Raw genomic sequence first — 16,783 nt, forward strand, 5'->3', positions numbered from 1 at the left:
GCACTAGGAACCTTGGATAAACCACCTGGTCCGCTCGGTTCCCGTGGGTGTCGCCATCTGGGTCCGTGTATTCGCGGTGACGGGGGCAACCTGCCCCAGCGTGGAGACCGGCAAGTGGCTGCGTCGCACCGGGCGGCATGCTCGCGTTCCCACCACGACAGCCTGGCCCCGACCCTCCGTCGCCCGCCGGTACCCAAGACCAGAACGGGAGGGGTAAGACCATGAGTCTGGACGCCTATTCACCCCCGCAGATCGCAGAGCGGGTCGAGGCCTTCGGCGTGGCCAAAGCGAATTCCCCGTGGCTGCGCACGCTCATGCTAGGGATTCTCGCCGGTGGCTTCATCGGATTGGGAGGCCTGTACTTCACGGTCGTGACCACGGACGACAGCACGTGGCACCTACTGGCTGGCGGTGTCGTGTTCTCCACCGGTTACATGCTGGCGATCCTGGCGGGCGCCGAGGTGTTCACCAGCAACAACCTGCTAGCGATGGCATGGGCCTCTCGCAGGTTGACCAGCTGGCAGCTGCTCCGGAACTGGACCCTCGTCCTGGCGGCGAACGCCGTCGGAGCGGTAGGGCTGGCCGTCGTGTTCGTCTTCTCGGGGCTACCCGACGCCCAAGACGGGGCGGTCCGTGCCCGAGCCATTGACCTGGCCGCGGAACACGCCTCCCTGCCGTTGGTCCACGCATTCCTGCTGGGAGTACTCGGCAACCTGTTCGTGTGCCTGGCGATCTGGGTGTCCCTGGCCGGCCGGTCGGTGACCGACAGGGTGGTAGGGAGCATCCTGCCGCTCTCCGCGCTGGGGGCCATTGGTCTGGAGCATGTCGCGGCCAGTCTCTACTTCGTACCCCGCGGCCTACTGCTCTCCTGGATTGACTCGACGGCCGCGGCCGACATGCCAGAAATCTCTCCGGTCGGTGCCCTGACGAGCACCGTCGCGGTGACCGCGGGCAACATCGTCGGCGGCAGCCTGATGGTGGCACTCGTCTACTACGTGACCTATATGCGTACCGCTCACCATGGAACGAGCCGGGACACACTTGCCTAGTACGAGGCAGTTCGTAGCAAGAGGCGGTTCTTGGCCCGCCGAACCTGGGATGATGCCGAACACACCACGGGTACCGCCCCCGGGCACTGTGCTCCGAACGCCCACGGCGCGCAGACCACGTGACACATGTGTCGACCCTCCTCGCCAGGCCTGGGGGACTCCATGTGTCCAGGCCCAGTGCAGCGACCGCTTTCCCTTCGCGGACCGTGGCAGCCCGAATCGGCTCCGGCCCGGCTCAGGGGCCGGAGCCTCCGATACCCCGCGTCATCCGTCCGAGAATCGCGCAGGATCGCAGTCGGAGACGGTCGCGAGGAAACCAGCTGCCCGGGGGTAGCTCGAGCCCCGGGGATCGGCGCTCGGATTACTCTCCCACGCTTCTGTGGGGCCGCAGGGCTCGCAACGGGCGGAGCGTTTCATACGCGTCAGCCCGCTGGAGCCCATGTAGATGTAAGGCTCCGGCCGGCACACCGCCAACGCCGACGAAAACGGACAAAACTCTACTCGGGCACGCACGACGCGACACGGCCTCGATGTCCGACCGGGCCGTGCCCGGGGGCGCCCACCCCCGCCTTGCCGACCGGGACCTCTCCCCCAGAGACCACCCATGGGTCCTTGGCCCGGGCTCCCCTGTCACGTACACCGGTGGCTCCGTGTGCATCCCGTCGGCACAGGCTGCCCGCACGATGTCCACAGCCAGGGGAGGCGGCGACACCTGATCCAACGAGGCGGCCAGCCGCAGGGTCGCCCCACAGGGATGCGGTGAGAACCGGAAGCCACAGTATGCAGGGACGGCCCCCCGTGGTGAGCGCCCCAGGCCTGACCAACATCCGAGGTCCAAACCGGCGCAGCCAGTGGGAGCACGTCCGCACCCGGTCTTCGGTCAGAAAGCGGCGCTATGGTGAAACACCAGGCACAACCCGGCGCCCGGATACCTCGTCCGGGATGATCCGCATCCAGGCACGTCGTTCCTCTCCCGCCCAGGACCGCATGGACACAGTGGCCAGTTTCTCCAGATCGCGAACGTGCCACACTCGCTGTATCCGACCCATCAACAGCACGCTCCAGCCCGCACTCCGCGCTTCATCAATCTGGTCAACCTCGAAGCTCGCCAGTCCGTCGGCATGGCGGGCAATTATACCGCGGGGCGCGGTACGGAAAACGATGTCCTCGTCAACCACCGCGAAGTTCACCGGAAACACAAGTGGTGCGGCCTGCGGCTCACACAGGAAGGCGACCCGGCCAACGCCTCCAGGACGGAGCAGGTGCATGCACTGCGTCGAGGTGAGTGTCTCCACCCCGGGCACCCCGGTGTCCGATCTCGCGTACCACGGGAGGAGCTCAGCATCCACGCCCAAGAGGACCGTGGAGGAGGTCTCCAATGCCCGTGCCAGACGAGCGACCACGTGCGCGCCCAGGTCCGTCGGGTACTGCTCCAAATGTGTCACGTATCCGGGTGACAGCCCGGCCCGCTGTGCGAGCTCCACCACCGACAACCCCAACTCAGCCCGGCGACGCGCGACCTGACGGCTCACCTCGCCCCACCCCACAATCGCGCTCGGGGCCTTGTTGTCGCTGTTCATCGCTCCCCCTCGCACTGCCACACCCCGAAACGCGTGTTCCGCGGGATCCGGGAATCATCCCCGCGCACACACCGCGGTTCTGCCGGGTCTGCTCCGTGGCTTCCCTTGATCGGCCAGGGGCCCATGCCCCACCCACCGTGGTCATCGCGCCTTGGTCTTCAGCTTCGACGAATTCCGGGGTGTGCACCAGTGACATCGGACCTTGATGCGATGGGCCTTGGGCCCGGCCGCAACGGCACATACCGGTGGTTGCGCATCGCGGGGCTGCTTCCGCGCAGCTGGTCCCGTCGCCCCGCGCCCCGGCCCCACAACATTCGGCGACATCGCTCCGTTCCGTCGTGGTGACGACCGAGCGGATCATCACCGCCCCCACGCTGCGCGGCGCTCGCTGCCGGCCCTCGGGAAAGCGGCCATCTCGAGGTGCGGAGATCCGGATCGACCTGATCCCTGCTTGGATCGATCTCGGGCACAATCGCGTGCAGAGCCCCGGAAGCGTCAACCACCGGAGCGGTCACAGCCCCGACCAGCGTGGACGCCGCCTCCCGCACCGGTGTTTCCTCTCCAGCAGAACACGCGGTGTCGTTATAGCGTCTGCCACCAGCAGGGAACCCACTCCAGCCCCGGGGCCCTCCGGCCGCACCACGGCCGATTGCGATCAAACGCACCGTCGATCAGGGAGCCCGACACCAATGGCGACGTCTCCGCACGATACCCCGCGTTCCCCGCCACGCCCGGACCGATCCCCGCGAGTGTCGGGCAAGGGGCACGTCGCGCGGGAAGTCCGCGGGACCACGCTGCTCGGGGAGCGACTCCGGTTCGGTTTCATCCCACGTTGGGTATGTCTAGCGCTCGTCACGTCCCAGCGAACCGATGCGCAGAAGCCAGACGTGCGGACTGCCACCGACCGAACCGTCCCGGCGAGCGCCCCAACGACGAGGAACTACAGAAAAACGCCGGACCATGATGGATCACCACCACGGTCCGGCGTGAAATGTGCGGCATCAGGGACTCGAACCCCAAGCCCACGGATTAAGAGTCCGTTGCTCTGCCAATTGAGCTAATGCCGCGTGTTGCGGGGGCTGTTGGTGCCGGACACCGCCCGCTGCAACGGGTAATACTTTAGCAGTGTCCTGCCCTGGGCGCGAACGGATCCGATCGTGGCCCCGGCCACGCTCCGTACGCTCCGGGGGCGTCTACAGCACCACCAGCAGTACGACGATGATCGCGAGCACGGCGATCACGCCCACCCCGGCAAGCACGTAGGGCATCACCGAACGCCGCGGCTCGGCAGCGTCGGCAGGATCGTTCTCTTCGACGAACCGCTGGAACCGTCCCGTTGACCCAGCGGGGTCCTGGTGTTCTTCCTCGTTTGTGGCCATGTGCCCGACACTAGCGACTCGCCGGGGCGTTCACCCACAGCCTCACCAAGTTTTTGCCGCGCCGGTTCCCCCGGATGTCTCCACCAGCCGAGCGTGTCCCGCGCTCGCGGCGACACGGCGCAACGCCAGGCCGGCCGCGCCGAACTCGCCCGGCCCTGCCGCAACCACCGCCCCGTGACTGCCCTGCGCTTGGGCGAGCCCGCGACGCACCAGCGCACCCACCGGATCCGTAGTCAGCACGGACCCCGCGAGCACGATCGGGCCGTCGTCCCGGCCCTCGGGCCGGACCGCACCCAGGGTGCGCACCAGGCACTGTGCGGCCGTGTCCACGATTCCCTGGGCCACGGAGTCGGCCCCTGCCGCGGCGGCGGTAACCATCGGCGCGAGCCGCCCCAGCCGGGCGGGAGCCGAACCATGGACCGCGGCCAGCATCGACGGAGCGTCCCCCGGAGCCACGGCCAACTCGGCCGGAATCGTCTCGGTGAGCACGGTCTCCGGCCCCCGCCCGTCCCAGGCGGCCAGCACGGCGCGGACTCCGGCCAGGCCCAACCAGACCGCGGACCCTTCATCCCCGACCAGCCAACCATGCCCGTCGGCGCGGCGCCGCACCGTGAAGTCATGGATCCGGGCGGCCACGGCTCCGGTCCCTGCAACGAGCACACATCCCGCGCTCGCGACGGTGCCGGCGGCGTAGGCCACCACGATGTCATCGGTGACGAACGGCGTCCCCGTGAGTCCAACCTGGGACCACGCCTGGTGCGCGACGGCCGCGGTCTCCTCGGGCCGGCTCGCGGCACCCGCAATACCGACGACTCCGGACACGATCGGACCGCACGGATTCGCCCCGAGCGCCTCGCTGAGAGCCGCCCGCACCGCCCCCACCGGATCGCGGCTGGAATGCGGGTTGGCCCCACCGGCCATGCCCCGCCCCCGGATCTCCCCTGCCGTCGTGACCACGACGCAGCGGGTGCTGGTCCCCCCAGCGTCGATCCCGACCACGAGTTCAGCTGTCATGTGTGTCACCGTAGGTCACCCGCCGCAGCGCGGCGAGTAGCGAGAAATGTCCGGTATGTTGCGGCCGAGACACCCAATTTCGACTAAAGCTATTGACCTCTGACCCAGTCATGAATGTAAGTTTCCAACATGTCGACATCGAGGAAGGGCACGGACCACGGTTCCTCGGCCGATGACGAACGTTCCGCGCCCAACACCGCGGTTCGCATCCGCGCGCTCCTGCCATCGCTGGCCCCCGCCGAACAGCGGGTGGCGCACCACATCATCGACGATCCGGAGCGCGCCGCCTCCTGCTCCATCACCCAGCTGTCCCGCGACTGCGACACCTCGGAGGCGACCGTCATCCGGTTCTGCCGCACGATCGGCTTCTCCGGCTATCGGGAGCTGCGCCTGACCCTGGCCACCGAGGCCGGACAGGAACGGGCCCGCGAGAGCCCCCGTGAGGTTGCCGGCGACATCGATCCGGACGACACGCTGGTCACCGTTGTGGAGAAGATCGCCTACACCGACGCCCGAGCCGTCGAGGAAACCGGGGCGCAGCTGGATGTCGCCGCACTCCAGCAGGTGATCGATGCACTGGCGAGCGCCCGCCGAATCGACATTTACGGTGTGGGCGCCAGCGCGTTCGTCGCCGCTGACTTCCAGCAGAAGCTACACCGAATCGGACTGGCTTCCTATGCCTGGTCCGACGCCCATGTGATGCGCACCAGTGCGGCGGTACTCGGCCCGGCCGATGTCGCCGTGGGCATCTCCCACACCGGAGCCACCGTCGACGTGATCGAGGCGATTCGCCAAGCCCGCGACCAGGGGGCACATACGGTGGCGCTCACCAACTTCCCCCGCTCGTCTCTGGCCACCACCACCGACCTGGTCCTGACCACGGCAGCGCGGGAGACCACCTTCCGGTCTGGTGCGACCGCGAGCCGTCTGGCCCAGCTCACCGTGATCGACTGCGTGTTCGTCGGTCTGGCCCAGCTTCGCTACACGGAGACCCGCTCGGCACTGGAGTCCACCTACGAAGCGGTCCGCGACCTGCGGGTGGACCGGTAACCGCCCCGTGGAAAGGAACGCGTTGGCGATGAGTTCCCAGGCGGACCAGGTGGCGATCGTGCGTTCGCCCACCGAAGAGCGCAACACCGACACCCACGATATCGACACGCTTCCGACCCTGGACATACTGCGCCTGATCAACAGTGAGGACCACCGGGTAGCTCCAGCGGTGGCCGCCGTACTCCCGCAGCTGGCCGAGGCGGTGGACCACACGGTCCACCGCCTCGGTGCCGGGGGTCGGGTGCACTACTTCGGTGCCGGTACCTCCGGTCGGCTGGCCATGATGGATGCCGCCGAGCTGCCGCCGACCTACGGGGTGGAGCCACACCGTGTGGTGGCGCACCACGCCGGCGGGCAGGACGCGCTGGTCACTGCGGTGGAAGGCATCGAGGACGACGACCAGCAGGGAGCCGTGGACGCGGCGGACCTCGCATCGGGAGACGTCGCGATCGGGCTGAGTGCCAGCGGACGGACGCCCTACGTGGCCGGGGCGCTGCGCGTCGCCCGGCAGGCCGGGGCCACCACCGTTCTGATCAGCGCCAACCCCCATGCCGACCTCGCCGACAAGGCCGACATCCACGTCGGAATGGACACCGGAGCCGAGGTGATCGCCGGATCCACCCGGATGAAGGCCGGAACGGCCCAGAAGCTGGCGCTCAACGCATTGTCCACCGCAGTCATGATTCGGCTCGGCCACACCTATTCGAATCTGATGGTCGGGATGAGCGCCAACAACGCTAAGCTTCGGGGACGGATGGTGACCATTCTCGCCGACGCCAGCGGACAGAGCGCCGAGGACTGTGCCTCGGCGCTGGCCGCCGCCAACGGCGAGACGCGCACCGCGCTGGTGATCCTGCTGGCCGGGGTGGACGCGACGGACGCCGCCACCGCGGTCCGTGCAGCAGGCGGCTCGGTTCGGGGTGCGCTTCGGGAACTCGGCGGCACCTGAGGCAGCGAGGGGAGCGGGGGTATGGGCCTGGGAATCGCGTTCGTTCTGCCTCCCCTTCTCCTACTCCTCCCCACCGGCTGGGCCTACCTCGCCAGCCGCGGACGCCGATTCACCACGGTCGACTGCCCGCCACGGGAGGTCGCCGTCGTGTTGGGAGCCCTGGTTCCGCCGAGCGGATACCCCTCGCCGCTGTTGCGCCAGCGACTCGACGCGGCCGCCGAGCTCTACCACAACGCAGTGGTCTCGAGCCTGCTCGTGTCCGGCGACAACCGTGCCGCCGCTAACCACGAAACCGACGCCATGGCCCGCTACCTCCACCAGGTGCACGCCCTCCCCACACGGGCGATCCGTGCCGACCCCCATGGGTTTCGCACCTGGGACACCTGCCGACACGCCGTGTCCTCCTCCCCCGGCCCACCGGTGCGCTCGGCCGTGTTCGTGACCCAGGCGTTCCATCTGCCGCGGACCCTGGCCCTGGCCCGCGTGGCGGGTATCGACGCCGTCGGCGTGGGGGTAGCCAGTCTCAGCGTGCGACGCCGCGCCACGTACTACGGATACGCACGTGAGGTGGCCGCGACGGCTCGTGCGGCGCTGGACGTGGCTCTGCGTCGCGGCTGAGAGGACGCCGGGCGGGCAAAGTGTGGCACGAGCCCCGAACAGGCATGCTCTAATGCCTCTTACCAGCCGATTCAACGGGAGTGTGTAGTGGAATACCGGCTGACTGCCGAACTGGTGCCCCCGGAGGGGACACCGCACCTCGACGAGCTGCAACGCTACGGCGTGGCCGCCCTGCTCGGGGAGTGGCTGGACCGGGTCGCCACGGTCGAGGGTCCGGACGGCGTCGAGATCACCCCCTACGACCACGAGGTGGACACCCGTTCCGAACGCGCTGTCGTACGCCTGCTGGTGGACGCCCCCGCACTGGAATTCGCGGAGAACGGAGCCGCCGCGCTGCTCCAGGAGATCCTGGAGCGGACGGAACACATGTCGGGATGGCGGGTCGGCAAGTGCGCCGTGACGGTCACCGATGCCGAACTGGCCGAGGCGGTTTCCGGGGAGGAAACCTCGGGACGGGTGGACGCGTACGCCGGTCAGCTCGCGGCCGGTTCCGAGGAGCCGGTGCCCACCGAGGTGCGTACCGAGCAGCGCCGCCGCCTGTTGGCACGCGCAGCAGAGCTCACCGCGTTCTCCGCAGACGTGTTCCGCCCCGGGACGGCGGAGGCCCACGTCGAGGACCCAACCAACTCCGCAGCGGAGCCCGCGGAACACCGCCACGATCCACAGGCCGCTGCCACCGAGGACACCGACCGCAGCGAGGAGGCCGCGGACTACCCGGAGGCCGCCGAGGATGGCAACCGAACGGTGGTCACATCCGAGGACATTCGACTCGCAGCGGGGGCGCTCATCCACTGCGCGGGCATCCTCACCGAGGAGCTGTTCGCCGACCTCAGCTCCCTGGAGGAGCCGGACACCTTCGACGAGCCGGTGGATGTCGAACTGACCGCCGCAGATCACGAGGTCATGTTCGTGCTCCACGACCTGCCGGTGCGATACCGACACCTCTACGGTTCCACCTTCGCCAAACGTTTCCTGGTGGCGTCCGTGACGGTGTTCACCCGGCTGACCGACCCGGCCTGGCAGACTCCACGGTGCACCGCGGAGGCCCTCGCGCTCCACCTGCTGGTCGAGAACGCCACCACACTGCTGATCGGCCAGGCCGGTGTTCCTGCCCCGGTCACCCGGTCGATGTTGGCCGGATTCTCCGCCGCCGCGTTCGTGGACCGCTCGCACGAAGCCCTGTTCTGGCGGGGGCTGGATGGCACGGAGACCGGTGCCGACGCCCCCGGATCGGCGGGCGAAGCCGAGGAACGCGTGGTGCACGGATGGTTCCAGCCATACGGGGAAAAGCCAGGGCACCCCTACTACGACCTGGGGGAGAGTGGCTAGACTCACAGTCCCCTGCACTCCGGAGGTTGTGGTGGCAGCGATACCGAGCCAGAACGCTGGCGCGTCAACGGCCGCGCGGACCGAGATCGCCGACGTCGTGATCATCGGGGGCGGGGTGATCGGAACCAGTATCGCCTACTACCTGGCCGCCGCGGGCGTACCCCGGGTGATGCTCCTGGAACGCGGGACCCTGGGCTGCGGGTCCACCTGCCGAGCCATCGGCGGAATCCGCACCTCCTTCGGCAACGAGACCAATATCCGTCTCGGCCGGCACAACAGGCAGGCCTATGCTTCGTTCGCGACAGTGCACGGCCAGGACATCGACCTGACCGAGATCGGCTACCTGTACCTGGTGACCGAGGAGGCCGATCTCTCGGAGTTCGAGCGGTGTGTGGAGCTACAGCGCGCCCACGGTGTAGACAGTCGTATGATCACACCCCGGGAAGCGCAGCGGCTCTCCCCCCATCTCGACCCGACCGGGCTGCGCGCCGCCGTGTGGACACCCCGGGACGCGATCGCCGCTCCCGAGGCGGTGGTTCAGGGATACGCCCGCTCGGCCCGCGCCCACGGCGCCCAGGTGCGCACCGGTGTGACGGTCACCGCGATCGAACGCGCAGGGGATGGCACCGGGGACATCACCGCCGTCCACACCAGCCACGGGCCGGTGGCCACCGGCACGGTCGTCATCGCCGCAGGTGCCTGGTCCGCGCAGGTGGGGGCGCTGGCCGGAGTGGATCTTCCGGTCACACCGGTACGTCGCCAGGTGGTGTTCACCGAACCACTACGCCTGCCCCGGCCCTCCGTCCCGCTGACCGTGGAGATCCCGCACAACTTCTACTACCGCTACGAGGGGAACCGTCTGCTCCTGGGCTACTCCGACCCCCACCAGGAGCCCGGCTACGACGCCCGGTACCAGTTGGAGCCCTGGCTCTCCCGCATGGTGGAGCGTATGGCCGTGCGCACGCCCGAGTTGCTGGATGTGGGCCTGGATGAGCGCGGCTGGGCGGGGCTGTACGAGGTCACTCCGGACCACAACCAGATCGTTGGGGAGTTCACCCGCCCCTCCCGGCTGTTGTACGCCACCGGCTTCTCCGGACACGGATTCCAGATGGGGCCGGCTGTGGGCACGATAGTCCGTGACCTGTACCTAGGGGTCGAGCCCCTCGTGGACGTGGGCCCGATGAGTATCGACCGCTTCACCGGCACCGGCACACAGCTCCGAAGCGAGGCGGTCGCGGTCTAGCCAGGTGGGGAATATTGTCGCGCCGGGAGCGGCTTGCCTCGCCTCCGCGCCCCTTGGGCTATGGGGGACACCCGAGGTTCCGGAGCCGCCCGCCCCAACCCGACATCCGGTGCCGGCAGGCAGGGCCGATCCCACCGACACTCCGCACCGCAATCAGCCGCAGACACCCCGCCGCCGTCGAATCGAACCTCCGGATCTGGGGCGTCCGGGGTGAGCTGTCACCAGCCCTCGTCGTCCCCGAACAACCAGCCCATCCAGCTCTTCTTGTGCCGGACGACCACGGTTCCGGCACTCGCCTTGCCGGTGATCCGCAGGTGCGGGCCGGTACCCCCCGGATCGGGCACCTCGGCCACCTTGTGCCGGACCACCCCGCCCCAGGACGTGGTGACGTCGACTGTGGCCGTGGCGCCCAGCGGCAGGATGAGCACCGCAGAGCCAGCAGTCGCGTCCAGCTGCACGTCGACCACCCGGCTCCGAAACGTGGCCTCGCGGAAGTCGAGGTGGGTAGTCCCCAGTGGATTGGACACCGAGATCGTTCCGGGAACCTGCCACTTCCCCTCGCGGCGTACGGTGCCCAGCCGCTCGGAAATGGTGAGGGCCGGCTCGCCGGATGTGGCCACATCGGAGGCGGGGGACCCCACCGCGGGTGCGGTGTCGCTCTCCGCGCTCGGCAGGTCGACGGTTATCGGCTCCAGTTCGGCGTAGGTCCGTGCGGTGTAGGCCGCCTCCAGCCGCTCCTGAAGCTCGTCGAGAGTGATCCGGCCATCAGCGGCTGCCTGGCGAACCACCTCGGCAACCCGTTCGCGATCGGTATCCGAGGCGCGCATCGACCCCGGGTCTGAAGATCCGTGCGTTGTCACCGGAACCCCACGCTTCCCACTGGAGTGTGTCGCCTGCCGTCCCATCCTACGATCGCTCCCCGGATTCCCGGATCCGGTGCGGCGGGAATGTGCCCCACTCCCGGCACCGCGGGCGACGTCCCGGCGCCAGCCGGATACGGACAAATATTCGGACGTCGTTCCCATCGCTTCACTCCCCGGGATCCTGGATTTCGGTTGTATATAACATCGCCATTTGGTCCCACCTGATGGTGCTGGTGGGGCGCCCGGAGCTCCCCCCGCACTCGAATCTGCACGCACGCCACGAGACCCCGTCTTGACCTGCGCAGACGCAGGGGCCATCCGGAACGCACACCGCCGAGAACTCGCCGGCGGCAGCCGGTTTGCCGAAATGTGGCCATGTGTAGGCATCCAGTGTGGACGCGATGGCTATCCCCAGCCTTCTTCCCCTCGCGGATCCCCACGACCGGGTTCCATGACCGGAGGGATGCCCCAGTGCCGCAGCTAGCGATCGCCCCGACCTTTCTCGACGAATTCCGCCATCTCGACCGTTCGGTCCAGTCCGCGACCCTCTCCGTACTGAACGCCCTCATGCGCGGCGAGCATCCACCCCTGGGTCCGCCCGCAGGTGCACTCGATGACCGGGTCCGGATCCTGCGCATCGGCCCGGAGTGGTCCGGCGTCGTGATCCCGACCACCGATGAGGCCTACTGCTTGCTGACCGTGCGCCCCCACGACGAGGCGGTGTCCTTCGCCCGAAGTTGCTATGGGCTCGACCGCCCCGCCCTGGAACTCGCCGGGGACACCCCCCAGGACGCTCCCGTCGACGTGGGGGCTCCCCCCGTACTGGCCCCCGCGGAGATCGCCGCCGCCCTCACCGCCGACCTGGCCACCTGGCGGGTCACGGTTCATCCCGAGCAACAGCGACTCATCGCCGCGTCCCGGGCCGGACCGGCACGACTCAGCGGCGGCCCGGGAACCGGAAAGACCGTGGTGCTGCTCCACCGCGCCGCCCACCTGGCCCGCCAGGACGAGGCCCGACGATCCGCACTCGGTCACCGCCCCATCCTGGTCACCACCCGCGGCGAACTTCTGGCCCAGATGCTGAGCCGTTGGCTGGACGACCTCGTGGATGACCCCGAGGTCAGGCAGCGGATCGAGGTGAGCACGGTCGACAGCCTGGCCCGGTCCGTGGTGCACGGGAACTCGGGCGCGGTCCCCGAGGTGCTCGACCGGGATTCCGTACGCCAGCGGTGGCGCGACCACGCGGCGGCTGACGGGCTGCCCTACTCCGGGCGGTTCCTGGTGGACGAGTGGGAACAGGTGATTCTGGCCCATCAGCTCACCGAGGTGAGTGACTATGTGCGCGCCGAACGCCGCGGCCGGTTGACCCATCTGGCCCCCGAGTACCGCCCGCAGGTGTGGGAGGCGATCGACCGCTACACCGTACAGATGCGGACCCAGCGCCGGCTGAGCCGCGCGCAGCTGGCCGCCGAGGCAGCGCGGATCCTGGGCAGCGTCGGGCCGATGTACCGCCACATCCTGGTGGACGAGACCCAACAGCTGCACCCGGCGCACCTGCGCATGCTGCGTGCCGCCGCGCCCCGGGGCCACAACGACCTGTTCCTGGTGGGCGACCCGCGATTGGCCACGGTGGACTGGGGGGTTTCGCTCCGCGCCGTCGGCGTCGAGGTGCAGGGGCGTGCCCAGCGGCTGCGGAACAGCTACCGCAGTACCCGCGAGATCCTGGGTTGGGCCGACGACATCCTGGGGCGCGGTCGCACCGCGACCGGTGCCCCGAGCACCCTGCCGCACCCCCACTCGGTCCTGCGCGGCCCACAGCCACGGGTGTACGCGGCGACGAGCCGTGCAGCGGAGTATGCCGCTATGGTTAGCCGGGTCAAAAGCTGGCTGGAGGGCGGCCTGGAGGGCGCCGATATCGCCGTCGCGGGGCGGAACCGGTGGATCGTTCGCAGTCTCACCAAGGAGCTCCAGGCCTGTGGCATCGCCACCGCACCCGCCGGCGCCGGCCCGCATGTCGCGGGAGTGCGCGCCGCCACCCTGCACCAGCTCAACGGACTGGAGTTCCGGTGTGTGGGTCTCGCTGGGCTCAGCGATCCCCTGCTGCCCCCACGCGCGGCTCTCGACACCGCGGAAGGTGACACCGCCGGCCTCGAACAGGAACTCGCCCGGGAACGGGCACTGCTCTACACGGCCTGCACCCGGGCACGGGACGCGCTGTACGTCTCCTACGTGAACCGGCCCAGTGCCCTCCTGCCACGGCTCGGCTAGTGAGCGCACCCCGGGCCGGTGGTCCTCACCGCAGCCCCGTTGCCACCAGTCGCGGGCCCTCGGTGAGAACGAAGGCGCGGAAGGTCGCCAGGGACGGCGGCTCGTACTCCTCACTGCGCCAGGCCACCCCGACCCGCCGCACAGCACCGGGCTCGTCGAGACCGATCTCCACCGTTCCGGTGTGTGCACCGCCCGGTTGCGGGGGCAGCACGGCCACTCCGAGTCCCGCCGCAACCAGGCCGCGCGCCGTGGGAATGTCGTCCCCCTCGAAGGCGATCCGGGGAACAAGTCCACTGCGCCGATACAGATCGTCGGTGAGGTGCCGCACCCCCCGGCCGGGCTTGAGTGCGATCAGACTGTCGGTACCGATGTCGGCGAGTCGAACGTGCGAGCGCGCGGCAAGCCGATGTCGGTAGGGAACCACCAGGCGCAGCGGCTGGGTGTGCAGTACATGCGTGGTCAGGCCCGGTTCTGCCGGCGGTGGCGAGGTGAGGACCAGATCCACGTCCCCCGTGCGCAGCTGGCGTACCGCCTCGGCCCAGGTCAACTGGTGTAGGGCGAACTGGACCTCGGGATACTCGCTGCGGAAGCTGCCAATCAGAGCCGGGACGGCCTCGGCGCCGAGGGTGGGCAGGAAGGCCAGGGTGATCCGCCCGGACGCGGGCCCCACCAGCTGGGAGACGCCATCCTGAAGCTCCGCGACCGCACGCCGCACCCAGGGCAGCAGGGCTCGTCCCGCTCGGGTCAGGCGCACCCCGCGGCCGGTGCGTTCCAGCACGGGAATGCCCAGATCCCGTTGGAGCCGGGCGAGACTTCGACTCACCGTCGGCTGGGGGATACCCAGACGCTCGGCGGCCTGGGACACATGCTCGTGCTCGGCAACCACACTGAGAATCCGCAGCTGGGGAGCAAGCGCCCGTAGCACTCGATCACGCGCATCGTCATTCATACGAATCAGTATCAGTGACTGTATACACAAACATTGGACGCATTGATTCCCCGTTTCTAGCGTGGACACGGTGACGGAAGCAGCGTTACGTCAGCCGGATTCCCCCTGGCCCGGGCACCACGCCGGGACCCGGGCCTACGTCCGGGTACTGACCGCGATGACGGCGGCGGGAATCGCGACTTTTTCCCAGCTGTACTCGGTCCAGGCGATCCTGCCGGATCTCGCCGTGCGCTTCGAGGCCTCGCCGGCGCGGGTGGCATTGACGGTGTCGCTGGCCACCGGCGCACTGGCCGGTTTCGTACTGCTGTGGAGTGGTGTCGCCGACCGGTTCGGACGTGCCCGGGTCATGGGGCTGGCCCTGATCGCCTCCACCACACTCGGACTACTCGCTCCGCTCGTGGATCACCTGTGGCTGCTGCTGATCCTGCGCACCGTGCAGGGCGCGGTCCTGGGTGGTATGCCCGCGGTGGCGGTGGCCTACCTCGCCGACGAAATCTACGCCGGGCACCTCACCCGCGCCACCGGCGCCTACGTGGCCGGAAACACACTGGGCGGAATGAGTGGTCGGCTCGTGGCGGGACTGGTCGCCGACCTTGCCGGTTGGCGATGGGCGCTGGCCGCCGACTCCCTGTTGGCGGTTCTCGCGGTGGCGGTGTTTCTGGTGGCGCTACCGCGCCCACGCGGGTTCGTTGCAAGCCACGGTGCAGACGCGGGGTTACGGCGACGCATCCGCACCAGCCTGGCCGATCGTGGTCTCCTGGCGTTGTACGCCCAGGCTCTCCTCCTGATGGGGGCCTTCGTCACCGTCTACAACTTCCTGGCCTTCCACCTGCTGGATGCACCGTTCGCCCTGTCCCCGGCACTGGTCTCCCTGGTGTTTCTGGCCTATCTGGCCGGGTCGCTCAGCTCGTCCGTGACCGGACGGATCACCGAACGTCTGGGCCGGCACCGCCTCCTGCTCGGGGCCACTGCGCTGATGGTCACGGGGATGGCTGGCCTGCTTGCTCCCACCCTGCCGGTCGTACTCGCCGCGCTGGTGATATTCACCGTGGCCTTCTTCGCCGCGCACACCGTCGCCGCCGGGTGGGTGGGCCAGCGAGCCCGCACCGCCCGCGCCCAGGCCTCCGCCTGCTACACCCTCGCCTACTACCTGGGATCCAGTCTGTTCGGCTGGCTGGGCGGACTGGTCTACGCAGCACTGGGCTGGTCGGGCACCGCGGGCTACGTCATCGCGCTGTGTCTCCTGGCGGCCAGCGCCACGCTGGCCCTACGTGATCCGCCCCACGGCACCCCCGCCGGTCCTGGTCATGAGCGGACGCGCGACCACACCGTGACCTCCGCACCCAGGCCAGACACCCGGACCGCAGCAGAGTAGCGAAGTCACACCCGACCGTTCGGCTGTGCAAACCACGGGAACAATGCGGGCTGGACGAATCACGTCGACGCGGGCAACGCCGCCCCGGGGCCTGTGCGGTCACGCTGTGCGGACTGGAGGCCCAGGTGCGGTTGGTGACGTCCGCACCACTGTCGCCCGAACAGGCGGACGGCAGCGACGGTATTCCCTCGACGACGGGGCGACGGATCCGGAAGCTGCCCGAGGTCGATGCCCGGGCCACCCACGACCGGCGGGTGTCCGATCTCGTTACCGGGCCGGCCCCAGAGCAACAATCTGGGCTCGCACACCGGACCGCGCCGCCCCGCAGCAGGAGCTCCGTGGGCGGAACACCTACAGCTGACCGAAGAACCGGATACGCCAGGTGGGGGGCTTCCCCGGATGGATCTCCCGCAACGTATACACGCCGTCGTAGGGATGGTCGAGGACGTGTTCGGGCACATGCACGTACTCCGCGTGGGCCACGGCGTCCAGCACCCGCCGGCGTTCCTCCTCGGTGACCGCTCCCCCGGCGACGGCCTCGTCCAGGGTCGGATACTCCCGCGTATCGGCCGGTTCGACCGCCGCCAGTGCCGCGAAGTTGCTGGCTCGAATCATCAGACGGGTGCCGCTCTCCGTGGGAAGCGTCACCGCGGCGTGGTAGGTCGCGTCCTGCACCCACGCAACCGCGGCCGGGTACGGGTGCACCGCGCCCAGGCGCTCGGTCAGCTCGTCGATCCGCTCCTCGGCCTCGTGCCAGTCGAAGTTGATGGGGAACTCGAAAGCGTCTGCGTGCTCGCGGTCGACAGCACGCAGGTAGTCCAGGATGGGTGTCTCCGTGGTGACATTGTTCATCGCAGGTACCGCCATCGTTGTGGGGGACTTGGGGGACTACGATGGCGGGATTTCTTCCCACCTGGCAGTGTGAACTCTCCCGTGACGTCTGGCCGACTCCGGCCACGACAGCGCCTGGGCGCGCTGCGGACTGATCCGGGCTGGTGCCTGCTTCTTGGAGTTGGAAGCGAGGCTGGACCTGGCCTGGCGACGTCCACCCCGCCCCGATCCCGCTGGCCGCTGTGCTGGTACGTGCGCTCTCCTCGGGCGGTGGGAGGTGTCCCGT

Annotated in this window: 14 protein-coding genes and 1 tRNA gene; 8 read left to right on the plus strand and 7 right to left on the minus strand. The window is 69.0% G+C overall.

The features are described from left to right. The first annotated feature begins 221 nt into the window (after window positions 1-221). The gene (locus RIF23_RS20095) at window positions 222-1,049 is read left to right on the plus strand and encodes a formate/nitrite transporter family protein (RefSeq protein WP_310914195.1); all 828 of its coding nucleotides are present in this window, start codon (window positions 222-224) and stop codon (window positions 1,047-1,049) included. An 893-nt stretch (window positions 1,050-1,942) separates the two neighbouring features. Here RIF23_RS20095 and RIF23_RS20100 read toward each other — a convergent pair. The 4 genes from RIF23_RS20100 to RIF23_RS20115 all read right to left on the minus strand — a co-directional run bounded on the left by RIF23_RS20100 (window position 1,943) and on the right by RIF23_RS20115 (window position 5,022). Further along, entirely contained in the window at window positions 1,943-2,629 is a 687-nt protein-coding gene (locus tag RIF23_RS20100; protein WP_310914196.1) for a helix-turn-helix domain-containing protein, read from the minus strand. A 994-nt stretch (window positions 2,630-3,623) separates the two neighbouring features. After that, window positions 3,624-3,696 (minus strand) — tRNA-Lys (locus tag RIF23_RS20105). A gap of 126 nt (window positions 3,697-3,822) precedes the next feature. After that, a complete protein-coding gene (locus RIF23_RS20110) occupies window positions 3,823-4,008 on the minus strand; it encodes a hypothetical protein (protein ID WP_310914197.1) in 186 nt (61 codons plus the stop codon). A 42-nt stretch (window positions 4,009-4,050) separates the two neighbouring features. Continuing rightward, window positions 4,051-5,022 (minus strand): N-acetylglucosamine kinase, encoded by a 972-nt coding sequence (locus tag RIF23_RS20115; RefSeq protein ID WP_310914198.1) that lies wholly within the window; start codon window positions 5,020-5,022, stop codon window positions 4,051-4,053. Window positions 5,023-5,151: 129 nt separating this feature from the next. Here RIF23_RS20115 and RIF23_RS20120 point away from each other — a divergent pair, with 129 nt between their 5' ends. The 5 genes from RIF23_RS20120 (at window position 5,152) to RIF23_RS20140 (ending at window position 10,211) form a co-directional block, all read left to right on the plus strand. Continuing rightward, window positions 5,152-6,072 (plus strand): MurR/RpiR family transcriptional regulator, encoded by a 921-nt coding sequence (locus RIF23_RS20120; RefSeq protein WP_310914199.1) that lies wholly within the window; start codon window positions 5,152-5,154, stop codon window positions 6,070-6,072. Between the two features lie 28 nt (window positions 6,073-6,100). Continuing rightward, window positions 6,101-7,021, plus strand: a complete 921-nt coding sequence (gene murQ / locus RIF23_RS20125; protein ID WP_310914200.1) for an N-acetylmuramic acid 6-phosphate etherase — start codon at window positions 6,101-6,103, stop codon at window positions 7,019-7,021. Window positions 7,022-7,042: 21 nt separating this feature from the next. Then, window positions 7,043-7,639 (plus strand): SanA/YdcF family protein, encoded by a 597-nt coding sequence (locus RIF23_RS20130; RefSeq protein WP_310914201.1) that lies wholly within the window; start codon window positions 7,043-7,045, stop codon window positions 7,637-7,639. 87 nt (window positions 7,640-7,726) lie between these two features. After that, entirely contained in the window at window positions 7,727-8,968 is a 1,242-nt protein-coding gene (locus RIF23_RS20135; protein WP_310914202.1) for a hypothetical protein, read from the plus strand. Window positions 8,969-8,999: 31 nt separating this feature from the next. Next, window positions 9,000-10,211, plus strand: coding sequence for an NAD(P)/FAD-dependent oxidoreductase (locus RIF23_RS20140; RefSeq protein ID WP_310914203.1), 1,212 nt, complete (start codon window positions 9,000-9,002; stop codon window positions 10,209-10,211). A gap of 218 nt (window positions 10,212-10,429) precedes the next feature. Here the strand turns inward: RIF23_RS20140 and RIF23_RS20145 are convergent, their stop codons facing one another. Beyond that, a complete protein-coding gene (locus tag RIF23_RS20145) occupies window positions 10,430-11,071 on the minus strand; it encodes a DUF1707 SHOCT-like domain-containing protein (protein ID WP_310914204.1) in 642 nt (213 codons plus the stop codon). Between the two features lie 474 nt (window positions 11,072-11,545). On the opposite strand from RIF23_RS20145, the gene RIF23_RS20150 reads away from it, so the two are divergent. After that, a complete protein-coding gene (locus RIF23_RS20150; RefSeq protein ID WP_310914205.1) occupies window positions 11,546-13,342 on the plus strand; it encodes a UvrD-helicase domain-containing protein in 1,797 nt (598 codons plus the stop codon). A 25-nt stretch (window positions 13,343-13,367) separates the two neighbouring features. On the opposite strand, the gene RIF23_RS20155 is transcribed toward RIF23_RS20150, so the two are convergent. Then, window positions 13,368-14,291 carry a LysR family transcriptional regulator gene (locus RIF23_RS20155; protein ID WP_310914206.1) on the minus strand — a complete coding sequence of 308 codons (924 nt, stop codon included), beginning with the start codon at window positions 14,289-14,291 and terminating at the stop codon, window positions 13,368-13,370. Between the two features lie 70 nt (window positions 14,292-14,361). On the opposite strand from RIF23_RS20155, the gene RIF23_RS20160 reads away from it, so the two are divergent. Further along, entirely contained in the window at window positions 14,362-15,666 is a 1,305-nt protein-coding gene (locus tag RIF23_RS20160) for an MFS transporter (protein WP_310914207.1), read from the plus strand. A 351-nt stretch (window positions 15,667-16,017) separates the two neighbouring features. Here the strand turns inward: RIF23_RS20160 and RIF23_RS20165 are convergent, their stop codons facing one another. Then, a complete protein-coding gene (locus RIF23_RS20165; protein ID WP_310914208.1) occupies window positions 16,018-16,518 on the minus strand; it encodes a hypothetical protein in 501 nt (166 codons plus the stop codon). Between the last annotated feature and the right edge of the window lie 265 nt (window positions 16,519-16,783).

Origin of the sequence: Lipingzhangella rawalii, assembly GCF_031628175.1 — a bacterium.
Lineage (GTDB): Bacteria > Actinomycetota > Actinomycetes > Streptosporangiales > Streptosporangiaceae > Lipingzhangella_A > Lipingzhangella_A rawalii.

Coding starts and splice junctions, on each gene's coding strand:
- RIF23_RS20165 (WP_310914208.1), bottom strand. CDS start 16,518: ATGAACAATGTCACCACGGAGACACCCATCCTGGACTACCTGCGTGCT.
- RIF23_RS20155 (WP_310914206.1), bottom strand. CDS start 14,291: ATGAATGACGATGCGCGTGATCGAGTGCTACGGGCGCTTGCTCCCCAG.
- RIF23_RS20115 (WP_310914198.1), bottom strand. CDS start 5,022: ATGACAGCTGAACTCGTGGTCGGGATCGACGCTGGGGGGACCAGCACC.
- murQ (WP_310914200.1), top strand. CDS start 6,101: ATGAGTTCCCAGGCGGACCAGGTGGCGATCGTGCGTTCGCCCACCGAA.
- RIF23_RS20130 (WP_310914201.1), top strand. CDS start 7,043: ATGGGCCTGGGAATCGCGTTCGTTCTGCCTCCCCTTCTCCTACTCCTC.
- RIF23_RS20095 (WP_310914195.1), top strand. CDS start 222: ATGAGTCTGGACGCCTATTCACCCCCGCAGATCGCAGAGCGGGTCGAG.
- RIF23_RS20120 (WP_310914199.1), top strand. CDS start 5,152: ATGTCGACATCGAGGAAGGGCACGGACCACGGTTCCTCGGCCGATGAC.
- RIF23_RS20110 (WP_310914197.1), bottom strand. CDS start 4,008: ATGGCCACAAACGAGGAAGAACACCAGGACCCCGCTGGGTCAACGGGA.
- RIF23_RS20100 (WP_310914196.1), bottom strand. CDS start 2,629: ATGAACAGCGACAACAAGGCCCCGAGCGCGATTGTGGGGTGGGGCGAG.